Annotated in this window: 13 protein-coding genes and 1 pseudogene; 10 read left to right on the forward strand and 4 right to left on the reverse strand. The window is 71.4% G+C overall.

The annotated features are described in order from the left end of the window. Nucleotides 1–40 precede the first annotated feature (40 nt). The 4 genes from ACH5HR_RS07090 (at nucleotide 41) to ACH5HR_RS07105 (ending at nucleotide 5,512) form a co-directional block, all read left to right on the forward strand. Nucleotides 41–1,063 carry a 3-oxoacyl-ACP synthase III gene (locus tag ACH5HR_RS07090; protein ID WP_402374607.1) on the forward strand — a complete coding sequence of 341 codons (1,023 nt, stop codon included), beginning with the start codon at nucleotides 41–43 and terminating at the stop codon, nucleotides 1,061–1,063. Next, nucleotides 1,057–3,906 (forward strand): alpha/beta fold hydrolase, encoded by a 2,850-nt coding sequence (locus ACH5HR_RS07095; protein ID WP_416477044.1) that lies wholly within the window; start codon nucleotides 1,057–1,059, stop codon nucleotides 3,904–3,906. Before ACH5HR_RS07090 ends, ACH5HR_RS07095 begins: the two co-directional genes overlap by 7 nt. Beyond that, nucleotides 3,903–4,931, forward strand: a complete 1,029-nt coding sequence (locus tag ACH5HR_RS07100; RefSeq protein WP_416477046.1) for an NAD-dependent epimerase/dehydratase family protein — start codon at nucleotides 3,903–3,905, stop codon at nucleotides 4,929–4,931. Before ACH5HR_RS07095 ends, ACH5HR_RS07100 begins: the two co-directional genes overlap by 4 nt. Nucleotides 4,932–5,002: 71 nt before the next feature. Continuing rightward, nucleotides 5,003–5,512, forward strand: coding sequence for a GNAT family N-acetyltransferase (locus tag ACH5HR_RS07105; protein ID WP_416477049.1), 510 nt, complete (start codon nucleotides 5,003–5,005; stop codon nucleotides 5,510–5,512). 99 nt (nucleotides 5,513–5,611) lie between these two features. Here the strand turns inward: ACH5HR_RS07105 and ACH5HR_RS07110 are convergent, their stop codons facing one another. Further along, nucleotides 5,612–6,250, reverse strand: coding sequence for a response regulator (locus ACH5HR_RS07110; protein WP_416477051.1), 639 nt, complete (start codon nucleotides 6,248–6,250; stop codon nucleotides 5,612–5,614). Between the two features lie 55 nt (nucleotides 6,251–6,305). Beyond that, entirely contained in the window at nucleotides 6,306–7,673 is a 1,368-nt protein-coding gene (locus tag ACH5HR_RS07115) for a sensor histidine kinase (RefSeq protein WP_416477053.1), read from the reverse strand. Nucleotides 7,674–7,847: 174 nt separating this feature from the next. On the opposite strand from ACH5HR_RS07115, the gene ACH5HR_RS07120 reads away from it, so the two are divergent. Further along, the gene (locus ACH5HR_RS07120) at nucleotides 7,848–8,672 is read left to right on the forward strand and encodes a DUF4352 domain-containing protein (protein ID WP_416477055.1); all 825 of its coding nucleotides are present in this window, start codon (nucleotides 7,848–7,850) and stop codon (nucleotides 8,670–8,672) included. A gap of 86 nt (nucleotides 8,673–8,758) precedes the next feature. On the opposite strand, the gene ACH5HR_RS07125 is transcribed toward ACH5HR_RS07120, so the two are convergent. Further along, complete coding sequence (locus tag ACH5HR_RS07125) at nucleotides 8,759–9,130, reverse strand: PepSY domain-containing protein (protein ID WP_416477057.1); 372 nt, start codon at nucleotides 9,128–9,130, stop codon at nucleotides 8,759–8,761. 585 nt (nucleotides 9,131–9,715) lie between these two features. On the opposite strand from ACH5HR_RS07125, the gene ACH5HR_RS07130 reads away from it, so the two are divergent. From ACH5HR_RS07130 to ACH5HR_RS07140, 3 genes are all read left to right on the forward strand, one after another. Beyond that, nucleotides 9,716–10,930, forward strand: coding sequence for a hypothetical protein (locus ACH5HR_RS07130; protein WP_416477059.1), 1,215 nt, complete (start codon nucleotides 9,716–9,718; stop codon nucleotides 10,928–10,930). 422 nt (nucleotides 10,931–11,352) lie between these two features. After that, entirely contained in the window at nucleotides 11,353–12,762 is a 1,410-nt protein-coding gene (locus ACH5HR_RS07135; RefSeq protein WP_416477061.1) for a DNA cytosine methyltransferase, read from the forward strand. Nucleotides 12,763–12,935: 173 nt separating this feature from the next. After that, on the forward strand, nucleotides 12,936–13,427 hold the full coding sequence (locus ACH5HR_RS07140; RefSeq protein ID WP_416477063.1) for a very short patch repair endonuclease: 492 nt from the start codon (nucleotides 12,936–12,938) through the stop codon (nucleotides 13,425–13,427). Between the two features lie 301 nt (nucleotides 13,428–13,728). Here the strand turns inward: ACH5HR_RS07140 and ACH5HR_RS07145 are convergent. Beyond that, nucleotides 13,729–14,735 (reverse strand): annotated as a pseudogene (locus ACH5HR_RS07145) (IS481 family transposase). A 289-nt stretch (nucleotides 14,736–15,024) separates the two neighbouring features. On the opposite strand from ACH5HR_RS07145, the gene relB reads away from it, so the two are divergent. Further along, nucleotides 15,025–15,294 (forward strand): type II toxin-antitoxin system RelB family anti-toxin, encoded by a 270-nt coding sequence (gene relB / locus ACH5HR_RS07150; RefSeq protein WP_416477065.1) that lies wholly within the window; start codon nucleotides 15,025–15,027, stop codon nucleotides 15,292–15,294. After that, the gene (locus ACH5HR_RS07155) at nucleotides 15,236–16,642 is read left to right on the forward strand and encodes a HipA domain-containing protein (RefSeq protein WP_416477231.1); all 1,407 of its coding nucleotides are present in this window, start codon (nucleotides 15,236–15,238) and stop codon (nucleotides 16,640–16,642) included. The genes relB and ACH5HR_RS07155 overlap by 59 nt, the downstream gene beginning before the upstream one ends. The last annotated feature ends 158 nt before the right edge of the window (nucleotides 16,643–16,800 follow it).

The raw sequence follows: 16,800 nt of genomic DNA on the forward strand, positions 1-16,800 counted from the left end.
TCGTTCCGGCGCCTCGAGCGGCCGGATGTCTGGAGCTCGAGTGTCTGGAAACGCCACCACCAGGTTCGCCAACGTCGCGTTGCTGTCCGTGACGAGCCGGCTGCCGTCGCGGGTCACGACCTCCGCCGAGGTGCAGGAGCGCCTGGCGCCGGCTCTGTCGCGCCTGAAGCTCCCGGTCACGCTGCTGGAACGGGTCGCGGGCGTGGAGGCCCGGCGCAACTGGGGTCCGGGGGAGGACGCGAACACCGCGACGATCGCGGCAGGCGTCGAGGCGCTGGACGCCGCGGGGGTGGAGCCGGACGACGTCGGCCTGCTCATCAACACCTCGGTGACGCGCAAGCACCTGGAGCCGTCGGTGGCGGTAGGGCTGCACCACGGGCTGGGGCTGCCGAGCTCGGCGGTGAACTTCGACGTGGCGAACGCCTGCCTGGGCTTCATCAACGGCATGAGCATCGCGGCCGGGATGATCGAGTCGGGGCAGGTGCGGTACGCGATGGTGGTCGCGGGCGAGGACGCCGACGACATCCAGGACGTGACGGTCGAGCGCCTGCTGCGTGACGGCGTCAGCCGCGAGGACTTCATGACGGAGTTCGCGTCGTTGACGCTCGGTTCGGGGTCTGCCGCGGCGGTGCTGGGCCGTGCGGACGAGCATCCGCAGGGCCACCGTGTGCTTGGCGGCGTGACGCGGGCCGCGACGCAGCACCACCTGATGTGTGTGGGCAGCACGGAGGGCATGTTCACCGACGCCCAGGGGCTCCTCGAGGGTGGTCTGGAGCTGGTGGTCGACGCCTGGAAGGACGCCACGGCCGACTGGAGCTGGGGTGCGATGGACCGCTACATCACCCATCAGGTCTCGCGCGTGCACACGAACGCGATCGTGGAGGCCGTGGGGCTGGACCGCTCGGTGGTGCCGACCACGTTCGGTCACCTGGGGAACGTGGGTCCGGCGTCGGTCCCGATGACGCTGGTCGAGCAGCAGGACTCGTTGACTCCCGGCGAGCGTGTGCTGCTCATGGGTGTCGGCTCGGGCATCAACACGGCGATGATGGAGCTTGCGTGGTGAGCTCGGGCGGGGGCACGGTCCCGCCGGGTCTGCCCGGACTCGATCCACGGTTCAGCCACGTGCTGCGCGTGCCCGACGGCGGTGGCGCGGCCGCGCACGGGCGGGTGGCCGAGTGGCACTACCTGGACAACGGACCGGAGCTGGCGGCGCGGGGGATCGAGCCGGTGGGCACGGTGCTGGCCGTGCACGGCAACCCGACGTGGTCCTACCTGTGGCGGGATCTGCTGAACCTCGCGACGGAGACGGCGGTGGCCGAGGCCGCGGCGACGGGCGAACGTCCTGGTGGTGTGCCCGACGCGTGGCGGGTGGTCGCCGTCGACCAGCTGGAGATGGGGTTGTCGGCGCGCAGCAGAGGTGTGCGGTCGCTGCCCGAGCGTGTGGCGGGTCTGGGGGCGTTCACCGACGCGCTCGGTCTGAACGGGCCGGTGGTCACGCTGGGGCACGACTGGGGCGGCGTGGTCTCGCTCGGCTGGGCGGTGGACCATCCGGACCTGCTCGCCGGTGTCGCGCTGCTGAACACCGCGGTGCACCAGCCCGCGGACGTGTCGATCCCGGCGGCTCTGCGGCTCGCGCTGGCACCGCCGGTGCACCGCCTGGGCACCAGCACCACGCGGGCGTTCCTGGAGACGACGCTCGCGCTGGCGCACCCCCGCCTGCCGTCTGCCGTCGCGGACGCGTACCGGCTGCCGTACCGGACGGCGGGCGACCGGGCAGGGATCGAGGGGTTCGTCGCGGACATCCCCGCGACCGCGGAGCACCCGAGCCGGCCGGAGCTGGACCGCATCGCGGCGAGCGTCGCGGCACTGAAGGTGCCCGCGCTGCTGCTGTGGGGTCCGCGTGACCCGATCTTCTCCGACCGCTACCTCGACGACCTGATCGAGCGTCTGCCGCACGCGCGGGTCCACCGGTTCGAGGGGGCGGGGCACCTGATCGCGGAGGACGTGGACTACGCGGGTCCGGTGCTGGACTGGTTGGGTTCGGTGCGGTCGGACGAGTCGCGCGCCGACGCGTTCACGGGCCCCGGGGGGCCCTCCACTTCGGGGTTGACGGGGGGGGCGGGGCGGGCGGGGGGGGGGGGGGGGGGCCGGCCGCCCCCCCCCCCCCCCCCCCCCCCCCCCCCCCCCCCCCCCACCTCCGCTGCTCCGGGGCCGGCCGTCTCGCCGTCGGGCAGCGCGTTCCGGCCGATGTGGGCGGGTCTGGACGAGCGGGCCGGCGACGACGCGACGCGCTCCGAGGCTGCCGTCCTCGACATGTCCGGCTCGGGCCCGGCCACGGTGAGCTGGGGGGCGCTGGACCGTCAGGTGCGACGGATCGCCGCCGGGCTGCACTTGATCGGCGTCCGTCGGGGCGACCGCGTGTCGCTGCTGGTCCAGCCGGGCCCGACGCTCACGGCGCTGGTCTACGCGTGCCTGCGCATCGGCGCGGTCGTGGTCGTGGCGGACGCCGGGCTCGGGGTCCGCGGGCTGACCCGTGCGCAGCGGGGCGCCTGGCCGCAGTACCTCGTCGGGCGGACGACGGCGCTCGCGGCCGCGCGAGCCTTCGGCTGGCCGGGGGTGCGGATCTCGGCCGACCCGCTCGATCCGGTCCGGCGGCGCGCGCTGGGCGTGGACCACGAGCTGGTCGACGTCGCCCGTGCGGGCGAGGGGCTCGACCTGCCACCCGAACCCGGGCCTGACGACGAGGCGGCCGTGCTCTTCACGTCCGGCTCGACCGGTCCGGCCAAGGGGGTGGTCTACACGCACGCCCGGCTCTCGGCGCTGCGCGACGTGCTGGCCGCGCACTTCGACGTCGGCGCGGAGACGGGCCTGGTGACCGGGTTCGCGCCGTTTGCGCTGCTCGGCCCGGCACTGGGCACGCGGTCGGTCACACCGGACATGGACGTGTCCGCGCCGCGCACCCTGACGGCCGGGGCGGTGGCTGCCGCCGTGCGCGCCTCGGACGCCCGCATGGTGTTCCTCTCCCCGGCGGCGATCCTCCACGTGGTCGACACCGCCGGGGAGCTCGACGCCGCGGACCGGGACGCGCTCGAGCGGGTCGAGACGTTCCTGTCCACCGGGGCGCCGATCAGCGCCGAGATGCTCACCGCGGTCCAGGCCCTCATGCCGGACGCCGCCGCGCACACCCCCTACGGGATGACGGAGTGCATGCTGGTCACCGACATCACCCTGGAGGGCATCCGCGCCGCGGCCACCGCTCCCGACGACGGCGTGTGCGTCGGCCGCCCGATCGTGGACGACGCAGCGGGCGGGGTGACCATCAGCGCGCTGGACGCCGACGGCGCGGCGACCGGGGCGCCGTCGTCGGCCGAGGTGCCCGGTGTGCTGGGCGAGGTGCTGGTGCGCGCGCCGCACCTCAAGGAGCGCTACGACCGCCTGTGGCTCACCGACGTCGCCGCCGAGCGGGACACGCCGCCCGGGCACTGGCACCGCACGGGGGACGTCGGGCACCTGGACGCCGAGGGCCGGCTGTGGATCGAGGGGCGGCTCTCGCACGTGCTGACCACGGCCGACGGGCCGCTCGCGCCGGTGGGACCCGAGCAGTCGATCGAGCGCGCGCCGGGCGTGCGGCGTGCGGCGGTGGTCGGCGTCGGCCCCGCCGGGGTGCAGCAGGCGGTCGCCGTGGTGGAGCCTCCGGCCGACGCCGGGCGACGGGACCGCCGGGCCGGGCTCGCGCCGCAGGAGCTCGACGCGGCGGTCCGGGCGTCGTCGTCGGTGGCGCTCGCGGCCGTGCTCGTGGTGCCGCAGATGCCCACGGACGTGCGCCACAACTCGAAGATCGACCGGGCGCGGCTCGCGCGGTGGGCCGAGGGCGTGCTGGCCGGGGGTCGGGTGTCCGCACCGTGACCGTGCTGGTCACGGGCGCGTCGGGGCTCCTGGGCGGCGCGGTGGCGCGGCTGCTGGTGGAGCGCGGCGAGCAGGTGCGCACCCTGCAGCGCAGCGCGTCCGGCGTGCCCGGTGCCGAGGACGTCGCCGGTTCGGTGACCGACGCCGCGACCGTGGCGCGAGCGGTGGACGGGGCCGACGCCGTCGTGCACCTCGCCGCGAAGGTGTCGCTGGCGGGCGACCCGGCCGAGTTCGAGCGCGTCAACGTGCGGGGCACGGAGGTGCTGCTGGATGCCGCCGAGCGGGCGGGTGTGCGGCGGTTCGTGCAGGTGTCGTCGCCGTCGGTAGCGCACGCCGGGGCGTCGCTGGTGGGCGTCGGCGCGGAGCCGGCCGACCCGGCGCGGGCGCGCGGCGAGTACGCCCGCACGAAGGCGACCTCGGAGGTGCTGGCGCTGTCCCGCGACCGCTCGCAACCAGGGGACGACGGCGGTACCCCGGCAGGGCGCGACGACTTCCGCGTCGTGGCGGTCCGGCCGCACATCGTGTGGGGGCCGGGGGACACCCAGCTCGTCGAGCGTGTGATCGACCGTGCGGCGAGCGGACGGCTGCCGCTGCTGGGACACGGGGCGGCGCTCATCGACACCACCTACCTCGACAATGCGGCCGCGGGGATCGTGGCGGCGCTCGACCGGCTGGGCGACCGTCCGGACGCGGTGCGCGGCCGGGCGTACGTGCTCACCAACGGCGAGCCGCGCACCGTTGCCGACCTGCTCGTGGGCATCTGCCGGGCCGGGGGCGTCGAGCCGCCGCGGTGGCGCGTGCCGGCGGGGCTGGCGCGGACCGCGGGCGGGCTGGTCGAGGCCGTCTGGCGTGTGCGACCCGGGGCGGACGAGCCGCCGATGACGCGGTTCCTCGCCGAACAGCTCTCCACCGCGCACTGGTTCGACCAGCGGGCGGTGCGTGCGGAGCTCGGCTGGCGTCCCGCGGTGTCGATCGACGAGGGGATGCGGCGGCTGGCCGCGCACTACGGGGGGACGGCGAGCTGATCGGGTGGCCGGGCTCGCGCCGGGTCGGAAATCGGGTGCGCCGGCCGGTCGCCGTCCGGCAGAATCCCGGCATGTCGCTGATCCTCCGCCCACCGCGCCCGGACGACGAGGCTGTGCTCCGCCGTCTGCACGCCGAGCTCGCGCCCGAGGGATTCACGTTCCTGCTGGCCGACGGCACGTGGGACGAGGTGCTCGAGCAGGTCCGGCGCGAGTCCGCCGGCACGGACCTCCCGCCGGGTCGGGTGCGCGCCGACTTCCTCGTGGCCGAGGTCGACGGCGAACCGGTGGGACGCGTCTCGATCCGGTATGCGCTCAACGACTTCCTGCGCGAGGTCGGCGGGCACGTCGGCTACGGCGTGGCGCCCGCGCACCGCCGCCAGGGGTACGCCACCGAGATCCTGCGGCAGTCGCTGGTGCTGCTCGCCGAGTCCGGCGTGGACCGCGTCCTGGTGACCTGCGACGAGGACAACGTCGGGTCCGCCGCCGTCATCGAGGCCTGCGGCGGCGTGCTCGAAGACGTCCGCGCCGTCGAGGGCGAGACGCCCAAGCGGCGGTACTGGATCGACGCGCACCCAGGGTGACGCTCGGTCACATCCCCGTGGCCAGGCGCACGCCGTCGGCGACCTGGCGCATCAGACAGCCCGGGACATACCGGTGGCCGGGCAGGCTGGACCATGGGGTCAGGCAGCGCGGTCCACGAGCAGGGCCAGGCGGACGCGGTTCACGCCGAGCTTGTGGCAGGCATGGCCCAGGTGGGTCTTCACGGTCGCCTCGCCGAGGTGGAGGCGGCCGGCGATCTCGATGTTGGACAGGCCCTCGGCCACGCGGTACGCGATCTCCCGCTCGCGGTCGGTGAGCTGGGCGAGCATGTCCTGGGCCTCGCGCCGGCCGCGTGCCGTCGGTGCCGCCGCCACCTGCTCCATCACCACGCGGGCCGCCCGGGCGGACAGCGCGCCGTCGCCGGAGGCCACGGCCTCCACGGCGGCGACGAGCTCGTCCGGCCCGGAGTCCTTGGCGAGGAAGCCCGCGGCGCCCGCGTGCACTGCGTCGAGGATCGTGGACTCGGTGTCGAACGACGTCATCGCGACCACGCCGGGAGGGTCGGGCAACGCGGCGACCGCCGCGGTGGCCCGCACACCGTCCATGCGTTCCATGCGCAGGTCCATGAGCACCACTTCAGGGTGGTGTGCCTGCACGGCGGGAACCACCTCGTCGCCGTCGGAGGCCTCCGCGACGACGTCGTTCCCGCGCTTCGTCAGGATCTGCCGCAGGAAGTTCCGCACCATCGCGTCGTCGTCGACGACCAGCACCCTCACCACGACATCGACAGTAGCGCCCACCTGCGACATCGCCACGGCCGGCCCGCGGGACGGCCTAGGAGGCCGCCGCCCACGGCAGGTGCGACCGCACGAGGAACGTGCCGTCGTCCTGCCATCCGGCGTCGAAGCTGCCGTCGAGGGCCTCGCACCGTTCGCGCATCCCGAGGATCCCGGAGCCGCTGCCCGGTACGGTGTCCGGCGCGCTCACCGACGGCGGCGCGTTGCGCACGGTGATGTCGATGCCGTCCCCCGGACGGGCCCGGACGCTCACCGCCACCCGGGTGCCGGGTGCGTGCTTGGTGGCGTTGGTCAGCGACTCCTGCACCACCCGGTACACGGTGCGTGTGAGCGTCGCCGGTGCGGCGTCCCCGTCGGTGATGAAGACGGTCGCGACCAGGTCGACACCCCGGTCTCGGGCCGAGTCGAGCAGGTCGGCGAGGTCGGCGAGCGACCACGAACGGGCGCCGTAGTCGTCCGCGCCCTCCCGCAGCGAGGTGATGAGCGTGCGCATCTCCTCCAGCGCATGGTGCGCCGCGGCCCGCATCGACCGGGCGGCGTCCCCGATCTCGCCGTCGTCGGACGACACCTCCAGCGCCGAGGCCTGCAACGACATGAGCGAGAGCTGGTGAGCGACCGTGTCATGCATCTCGCGGGCGATGAGGTCGCGCTCCTCCTGCCGGGAGAGCTCCGACTGCAGCGACTGCGACTGCTGCTGCCACGTGGCGGCCCGGTGAGCCTCGACGGCCGCGGCCGACCGGGCGGCGTCGGCGTGGGTCGCCAGGCGGCGCAGCAGGCCGACGCCGCCCGCGAGGCCCAGGGCGAGCGTCCCGAGGACCGTGTACCCGAGCGGCGTCATGTACGTCAGCGGGCCGCCGTCCTCGACGGCCATCGAGAAGATGACGTCCTCCCCGGAACGGGTGGTGTCGCGCCAGAACGTGACGGCCAGCGCGACCGCGGTGGCGATGCCGCACAGCAGGCTGCGCCGCCAGTCGGTGCGGGCCACCACCCACGGCAGCGCGATCAGCGGGGCCACCGCGCCGAGCGGGCTCACGACGCCGATCACGGCGGTCGCGAGGCACACCACGACGGGGTGCCGCTGCCGCCACACCATCGCGACCGCGACGCCACCGGCCACGAAGAACCACAGGATGACCGCCGCGAGCTGCGTGTCGGTGACGTCCGCCGGGTAGTCCATGGACAGGCCGAGCATCGCGCAGAACCAGGCGACGACGACGGCCCCGACGGTTCCGGCCACGCTCCAGAAGGTGCGGCCTCGCGGACGCGGCGGCAGCTGTGGTGCGGTCGGCAGGCTCGTCGACGGCGTGCCCGGGTGCGGGGCCGGCAGCGGGGCGCCGGGTCGCGTCCACCCGCCACCGGCCCCGGGCGGCGGACCGCCGGACGGGGAGGGTGACGGGCTGCTCATGCGGCGAGGCTACGGGGTGCGCCCGACGCTCGCCGTCGGCGGATCGGCTCGACCTCGCGCCACGGTCTCCCCCGATCGGCTCGACGGGTCGAGCCGACCAGGGGATCCGCGGCCGAGGTGCCGCAGCGCAGGATCGTGCCGTTCGCAACCGACCGATCCGCTCAGGGAGACGCCATGTCCACGCAGCAGCCCGACCCGTCGCAGCAGCAGCCCTCGTCCTTCGGGCCACCGCCTGCAGGCTCCGCGCCGGGCGGTGTGCCGCCGTCGTCAGCCGGGGAGCCGACCGGTGCGGTGCCGCCGGGATACCCGCAGCAGCCGTACGGCGCCCCCGGCGGCCCGCCGCCGCAGGGCTGGGGGCCGCCCCCCGCGCCCGAGAAGCGCAAGAGCTGGTTCGCCCGGCACAAGGTCCTCACGGGCCTCGGCGCGCTGGTGGGCATCGCGATCGTCGGGGCGCAGCTGGGCGGCGGGGACGAGTCGTCGGTGGCCGACGGCGGCACGACCGTCGTCGAGGACGCCGCGGCAGACACGCCCGCCGACGACGGCGGCGCGGCTGACGAGGATGCCGCGGCCGAGGAGGATGCCGAGGAGCCTGCCGCGGCCGACCTGCCCGGCCTGGGTGACGCCGTGCGCGACGGCAAGTTCGAGTTCACCGTGACCAAGCTGGAGGACGGCGTCAAGCAGATCGGCGACGACTTCCTCAACGAGAAGGCGCAGGGCCAGTTCGTGCTGGTCCACATGACGGTGGAGAACATCGGCGACGAGGCGCAGTACTTCGACGGCGACTCGCAGGAGCTCGTCGACACGAAGGGGCGGACCCACTCCGCAGACACCGGGGCGGCGATCTACCTCGAGGACTCGAACAGCTTCCTCAACGAGATCAACCCGGGCAACACCGTCGACGGCGTGGTCGTGTTCGACCTGCCGAAGAAGGCCACCCCGGCCACGCTCGAGCTGCACGACTCGATGTTCTCGGACGGGGTCGAGGTCTCGGTGAAGTGACCTCGTGCGCGGGCGGTGCGGCCGCGTCGGCCCTGGTCAGGACGGCTGGGGCCGGCGCCGGCGCCGGGCTGATGGGGGAGGCGAGGCTAGTCGTCGCGCGAGACCTCGCCGGTGGCGAGATCGACGCGATAGTCCTCGTCGTCATCTCCCAGGAGAACCGTGACCTCCCAGAAGGCGGCGTCGTCGTCCTCCTCGAGCTCGGCGCCATCGAGGACCCCACCTGTCTGCTCGACGACCCGCGCGATCGCCTCGCTCAGGCTGATCTGCGTGCTGCTCAGGGCGCCGCGGTCATCATCGTCGAGGTCGTCTCGGTCGGTCTTCGTCGTGGCAAGCCCGGTCCCGTCAGCCTCGGCCTTCACCTTGAGCCGTTCGTCGCCCCGCGCGAGCTCCAGCTTCCATTCCGTGCCGTCGTCGTCGCCCTCGACTTTGAAGGCGCCCGCGCCGAGCGTCGCCTCCATCGCTGCGATCGTCTGCAGAGCGCGGTCGGTACGTTCGTCGAACGGCGGGTAGGTGGGTGCGGCAGCGGGGGAGGACTCGGGTTCCTCGGACTCCGTGGGTTCCGGGATCGGGGTGTCCGACGGCGAAGATACGGCCGACGGTTCAGCCGGCGTCGCGCTCTGCTCGGTCGCCGGCGAGGCGGCTGCGGCGGAGTCAGGGGCCGGGGCCGTGTCGGCGGAGCAGGCTGTGAGGGCGAATGCCGCCGCGACGGCGGCGGTGACGGGCGCCGCACGTCGGGCGGAGGACGGGCGTGGGCGCGCGTTGCTGGGCAGCATGCGGGCCATTGTGTCGGTTGCGGCGGGGCTGCGACGTGGTGCAGACCTGTTCCCGTTCAACGAGTGGTCGGCAGGACGCCCTCCGCGTGCCGGTCCGGCAACCGCGCTCCTCGTGCAGGGTGCCTCGGGAGGAAGACCGGCACGACGCGCAGCGGGTCCTCGCCCGGGACGGTCGGGTGCCGCCCGAGCTGGTGCTCGTGACCCTCGACGAGAACCTTCGTTCCACCAAGTAGATCGCGCAATGGACCACCGACTGGTAGGAAAGCCCGCGTGGGAACTCTGAACGTCGACCAGATCACGCCGAGCGGCGCGCTGGTCCAGGACATCGACACGAAACTGTCGCCGATCCAGAAGCGCGAACTGCTGCTGGCGGCGCTTACCGACGCGACCTTCGGGAGGTACGCGGGCGTGCCGGCGGCCCGGCTCGGCGACTTGGTGATCTTCTACAAGCAGATCACTCACATGGGATTCCCCCACCCGGAGTTCAAGAAGCGCATCCAGATCCCGAAGAGCTGGCCCGTGGCCTACCGGCAGGCGGTCGCCGAGGGGCTGACACCGCACTTCGTCGGGATCTACCGCTACGACGACGTCACGATCTTCGTCGACTACGACCCGCACACCTACGCCGCGCGCAATGCCAACAACTCCTCGGCCTGGGTCTACACGAACGACCTCTTCCAGGCACAGACGCTGGGCCAGTTCTCCCGTGAGGACAAGAACGGCAACCACATCACGAGCGTCCGGGCGGACCTCTTCGCGGGCTACCTGGCCGCCCGGACCGAGGAACGGCACCCACACCTCGACGTCTTTGCCGGCTTCAACCGCGAGTTCCTCACCGGCGACCGGCTCGAGTGGATCGAGGCCCTGGAGCAGATGCACGACGCCAAGTGGAAGGACCGCAACCAAGGCGAGTGGCCGGGGTTCTACCTCGAGTACCGGCTGGACGCGTTCACCCGGACCGGCGACCATACTGACCTCGTGCAGTTCCAGAAGGAGAAGCGCAAGGGCCTGCTCGACTACGACCTGCTGCTCCTCGAGCGGGGCAAGCTCGACTTCTACGGAGACCTGAAGGCCAGTGACATCATCAAGCACGAGTCGCCGGGCAACGACGCCGAGGACCTCAAGCGCTGCATAGAGCAGTACGGCCGGTTCTGGTACGTCGTCTACGAGCACCGGACCTGGCACGCCCGCGACAATGGCGACCTGGCCACCATCGCGTGGAACGAGTGGCGGCGCGACAAGGGCTACGTTGCGAAGAAGGGCTACAACGAGCTGTCGTACGCGCGCCGCTTCAAGGAGGCCGTGCGGTTCGAGCGCATGAGGGTGCTCGAGATCAACGCGGCCAACTTCGGCGTCGTGCTCGGAAGCTTCAAGCAGGGCAGGCAGCCGGACGGCGCTTCGCGCGCGCTCAAGGTGATGATCAACAAGCGCAACATCGACAACTTCCTGATTTACAGCGAGTCGGTCGAGGTACCTGCCCCTTAGGGCGCATCGCCCCGAGTCGGGCGACTTGGGCCATCGTGGCGTCCCCTTCAGCGGGCGGCCTGATCGATCTTGTCGAGGGCTTCGCGGAGGTCGTCGGATAGGGGCTTGATGGGCAGGAGTTCCGATCTTGGCCCAGGTGGTGCGGCAGCAGCGTGCGGCCGTGACGAACCCGACTTCGGCCACGATCGCGGTGTTGTGTGGCCAAAGTCGGGTCAGCCGACAGGTGTCGATCGAGGAGGTGGCGGCCCGGTTCAAGCGCCACTGCCGACGGGCAGGCAGTGAGCCGCTCGGCACGGGTTTAACCGCGGGGCTATTCGGAGACGCCCCGCTCGCGCCGGTGGCCGCGGTACGATGGGCCGCTGTTCTCCACAGGCTCGGCGATGCCCCTTGCGCACATGCGTTCGAGCTGGCAAGCTGTCCTCATGGGAGCCCACGTGTCCGCAGGACGATCGTTCCGGTACATCGACCTCTTCGCTGGCATCGGCGGTTTCGCTGCGGCCCTCGAGGCGTTCGGTGGCGAGTGTGTGTACTCCGTTGAGATCGACCCAGCTGCTGCCGCCGTCTATGAACGGAACTGGGGTCACTCGCCCCTCGGCGACATCACCAAGGACGCCAACGACGACGTCGTCAGCGTCCCTCCGCATGACCTGCTCGCAGCCGGGTTTCCATGCCAGCCCTTCTCCAAGTCTGGTGCCCAGCGCGGGATGGAGGAGACCCGCGGCACTCTGTTCTGGAACATCCTGAGGATCATCCATGAGCACCGCCCCACGGTCGTCCTCTTGGAGAACGTGCGGAACCTCGCTGGACCTCGGCACGGCCACGAGTGGGACGTCATCATCCGGGAACTGCGTGACGCTGGTTACCGTGTGTCTGCGACGCCGACAGTGTTCTCGCCGCACCTGCTGCCCATCGAGCGAGGGGGCAGGCCGCAGGTGCGAGAGCGCGTCTTCATCACGGCGACGTACGACCCGGACGGTGCCTGCGAAGCCGACGACGTCCCAGCGGTCATCGAGAACATCTCGCAGCGAGGCGACGAGGAATGGCTGTTGACGACCGACCTTCCCCTGGGGGACGTCGAGGTCACCTCCGATCTGGAGCTCTCGTCCGAGGAGATTCTGTGGATCGATGCCTGGAACGACTTCGTGGAGCTCATGTGGGCAGAGGTCCGGCGCATCGACGGTGACGGGGCTAAACTCCCCGGGTTCCCCATCTGGGTCGACGCGTGGGTCGATGCCGCGACGTTGGAGATACCTGAGGGAACACCACGGTGGAAGGAGAACTTCCTCCGGAAGAACGCCGAGTTCTACACGAAGCACAGGGTTGCGCTCGACGCCTGGTTGAACAATTGGCCTGTCAATGAATTCCCGCAGTCGCGGCGCAAGCTCGAGTGGCAGGCGCAACAGTCACCCCGGCTGTGGGACTGCGCGATGCAGCTCAGGCCGTCCGGAATCCGGGCGAAGCGGATGACGCACCTGCCGGCGCTCGTCGCCATCACACAGACCTCGGTGTTGGGTCCGCTTCGACGCCGGTTGGCGTGGCGTGAGGCGGCTCGGCTTCAAGGCCTCCCGGACAACTTCGACTTCGGCGGCCAGTCTGCAGCCCAGACGTACAAGCAGCTCGGGAACGGTGTCAGCGTCGGGGCGGTATGGAACGTGCTGCGCGCACACGCTGAGCGCGACAAAGCGATCCTGGAGCGCTCAGAGACGGGACGCGCGCTCTACCGAGCGATCGTCACCGACGCACCCAAGACGCCCGACGACAGGCTCGAGATGGTGGTTGCCGCTGGTCAGCGTCGGTACGGAGAGCGCGCCGCAGACAAGCGGCTGTTCTGATCGCACCGACGCCATGGAGCCGCAGCACATCCCGCTGCATCCGAGCGCCTCGTCAAGTCAGGTCAGCCTGACGGCACGAGGGCGTCCGGCAACGCATTAGGGCGGCGGACTACGACAACGTGTGTCGAGCGACGTGGTCACGTCGCTGTGAACGAGGGTCAGCATCGTGGTCAATGATCAAGTGGACGCCCACGGGCGATCGCTTCAGAAGGTGGGTGGTGGTGGTGGATGCCGGAGCGGCACGGCACGTTCCTCCGCACCCTGGTTCTTCGTCGGCCGGAGTGTCACGGAGGATGAGCGCCGCACGCCGTCGAGATACCGCGGCCGAGCTGGCGTTGCGCCGTGAACTCTTCGCGCGAGGACTGAGGTATCGCGTCGCGTTCCCGGTGCCCGGCCAACGCCGCAGAACGATCGACGTTGCGTTCACCCGAGCCAAGGTCGCCATCTTCGTCGATGGCTGCTTCTGGCACGGCTGCCCGGAGCACGGCACGACCCCGAAGGCGAACAGCGAGTGGTGGAGTGTCAAGCTCACGGCGAACCGCGAGCGAGACCGCGACACCGACCGCCTGCTCGCCGAGCAGGGCTGGGCAGTCGTGCGCATCTGGGAGCACGAGCCACCGAAGGCGGCGGCCGCTCGCGTGCTGGCCCTGCTCGCGTCGCGATGACGAGATATGGTCGATCTGCACCAACCTGCGGGTAGTTGGGTCGCCGTCCGAGTTTGACGCATTCAGGGCCGGCAGAACTGCCACCGAGGTCCTGAGACACGACAGCGGGATCGCAGTGTCCACAACCGTCCGAAGCGTCCGATCGTTACGCCTGACCTGCGCGAACAACTGTGGGGACGCTTTCGGGCGTCGGACACTTCAAGGGGCTCGCAGGTGAGGCTGGAAGTCGTCGAGGAAGCTGTCCACGACGCGACGCGTGTACTGGCTGCTCACGCGACCTATCCAACCTTCTCAACCGCCTCTAGCTGTTGCCGGCCACGACGTTGGTGACGCTGGTCGGTAGTTTCGCGGCGGGGGCTGGTTCCCGACGGCGGTGTGGGGCCGATGGTAGTTGTAGTGCAGGTTCCAGATCTGCAGGGCGTTGGCGCGTTCGGCCTCGCTGGTCCAGGTGCGGGCGTAGAGGAGCTCCTCGGTCAGGATGCGCTGGTAGCGCTCGACCTTGCCGTTGTGGCGGGGTGTGTAGGGGCGGGTGCGCTGGTGGCGCGAGGCGAAGGAGCCCACGGTGCGTCCGAAGTCACGGGCACGATAGTTGGCGCCGTTGTCGGTCACGACCCGCACGATCCGGTTGATGCCGTGCGCGGCGAAGAACGCTCTTGCGCGGCAGAAGAAGCCGATGGTGGTGGCGGCCTTCTCGTCGGCCAGGTGTTCGGTGTAGGCCAGGCGGGAGAACCCGTCGACCGCGGAGTGCAGGTAGACGTATCCGGCCCTCGTGCCGCGGGTCTTGGCGCGCTGGGCGGCCTTGTCCTGGTCCGAGCCGCGGCCGTGGGCGCGCCATCCGCCGCCATCGGGGATGCGGCCGACCTTCTTGACGTCCAGGTGGAGCATGTGGCCCGGGTAGCGGGCCGTGATCCGTCCAGGGCGACGGTTGGACGACCCGTCGGGGTCCAGGTGCCAGCGCTTGTTGATGCCGAGGCGCTCGAACCAGCGGCCCACTGTGCGGGTCGAGACGTGGTGGCCCTCGGCTGCGAGCTCGAGCGCGATACGGGCCGCGGACCACTTGTGTTCGCGACGCAGCTCCTCGATGCGTTCGACGACCTTCGCCGGGGTCTGCGTCGGCGAGGTGTGCGGGATGCTGGCCCGATCGTGCAGACCTGCCTCACCGAACCGGTCGTACCGGTTCTTCCACTTCGACAGGCAGGCGCGTGAGACACCGGCCTCCGCAGCGACGTGAGCGATCGGGCGCGCCTGGCAGCGCTGGACCAGACGCAGGCGGCCAGCAGGGGTCAACGGGGCGTTAGCGTGAGTCATGAAGGGGTAGGTCTTTCTCGGCGAGGACGGTTGGTCGCACTTCCATCCTGCCGCCAGGGCCTACCCCTTCCTCACTCCCGGCCCCGCGTCACCAACGTCATGACCCGCAACATCTAGCCAACGTTTTTGACGCGCCCTACTGAACTTTTCTTACCCTCTGGGTGCGACGCTTCTTCCTCGCGCACGCCCCATCCGTCGGCGGGGTCCCCGGTGGCCGTGTCGCAGTTCTGTGACAAACCGGTATGTCACACATCTATGACAGACAGATATGTTCCGGTACCGTGACACCATGCCGCGAACGGTGAGCTCGATCGTCGCCCTCGGTGCTGAGATCCGGGCCGAGCGACAGTCGCGCGGGCTGACCCAGGCAGAGCTCGCGCGCCGCGCCGGCGTCTCACGCGCGTTCGTCATCGACGTCGAACGCGGGAGGCGTCCGGGCGCCGAGCTGTCCCGGACCTTCGCTGTCGTGCGCGCGCTCGGCCTCGCCGTCGCCCTGACCCCTGACGACGAATCGAACTTCGACGACGCGCTCGACCAGCTCCTGGGAGAGGAACCGTGAGTGGCGCGGAGCTCGCCTTCGGGCTCTACGGACGCCGCGCTGGGCTGATCAGCCGGGATCGCGGCCGGACAACTCTGCGCTACGACGCGGACTACGTCGCCCAGGAACCACACCACTGTCGTTGTCCATGCCCGTCTCCGACACCGAGTACCAACGACGCTACGTCGAGGCCTACCTCAAGGGACTCCTGCCCGACCGGACGGACGTCCAGGAACGATGGGCACGCGAGTTCGGCGTCCGACCGGGGGACACGCTGGGTCTGATCGCCGCCATCGGGCGCGACACAGCAGGAGCAGCGATCTTCGCGCCGCCGGACGAGCTGGACGGCGCGATGCGGTCCTCGGGCGACGTCGAGCCGGTCACCGAACCCGAGATCGCCACCCGGCTCCGGAACCTGCGCACCGACCCTGCGGCGTGGCACGACCTCGGTGAGCACTGGAGTCTCGCCGGCGCCCAGGGCAAGTTCGCCCTGGTCCGCACCGCGGACGGCTGGGGCTACCCACGCGGGTCCGCGCCGTCTACCCATATCGTCAAACCCGGCATCGTCCAGCTCCCCGCCCAGGCGCTCGCGGAGCACGTCAGCATGCGCACCCTGGCCCTCGTCGGCCTCGAGGTCGCCACCACGGCGTACCGGGAGTTCGAGGACCAGCCGGCCATCGTCGTCGAACGCTACGACCGCCGTCGTCGCCCCGACGGGAAGCTCGTCCGTGTGCATCAGGAAGACCTCGTGCAGACATTCGGGCTCGTGCCGCAACGCAAGTACGAGGCCGACGGCGGTCCGGGCGTCCAGCAGATCGCCGCCCGTCTGCGTGACGTCACACGCGACGGCTCCGCCGAGCGGTTCGTGACCGCCGTCGTCGCCAACTACCTTGTCGGTGCACCGGATGCGCACGCCAAGAACTACGCGCTCCTGCTCGTCGGGCGCCAAGCACGCCTCGCGCCGCTCTACGACGTCTCCACCGGCCTGCTCGCCGACGGCGCCGGTCGCCTCATGTTCGGGTCGGCCGCGCAATCGATCGGCGGGGAGAAGCGGTTCGGTGAGGTGGAGGAGCGGCATTGGCGGCGGTTCGCGACGGCGACCGGCACCGACGTCGGGTGGGTCCTGGACACCGTCGGCAGTCTGGCCGAGGCGATACCTGACGCGATGAGCGACGCCATCGCCGAGCTGCCGGTGTCGGCGGCGGGACGAACGGCGATGCTCCGCGAGATCCAGCCCCGCATCACAGCGCTCGCACGGCAGACGCTCTGGGGCCTGCACCACCGGCGGCACGAGGGTCGGGTGACGGATCTGTGGTTCGACTCGTTGCACGAACCGGCGGCCGAAGGGGAGCGCCGCTGGGGTGAGTAGGCGACGACTGACGTGTTCCAGCGCCGACGCCAGAGAGCGGCGACCACCTCGTCCCGCTCCCGGTCAGCCGCAGTCACCCGCGACGGGTTCAACGCCACAGCACCGGCCCAAGCAGCAACATCCGCCGCACCCATGAACGCCCTCACCGCGCGAGCCCC

This window comes from Isoptericola maris (assembly GCF_048065335.1).
In the GTDB taxonomy this organism is placed as follows: domain Bacteria; phylum Actinomycetota; class Actinomycetes; order Actinomycetales; family Cellulomonadaceae; genus Isoptericola; species Isoptericola rhizosphaerae.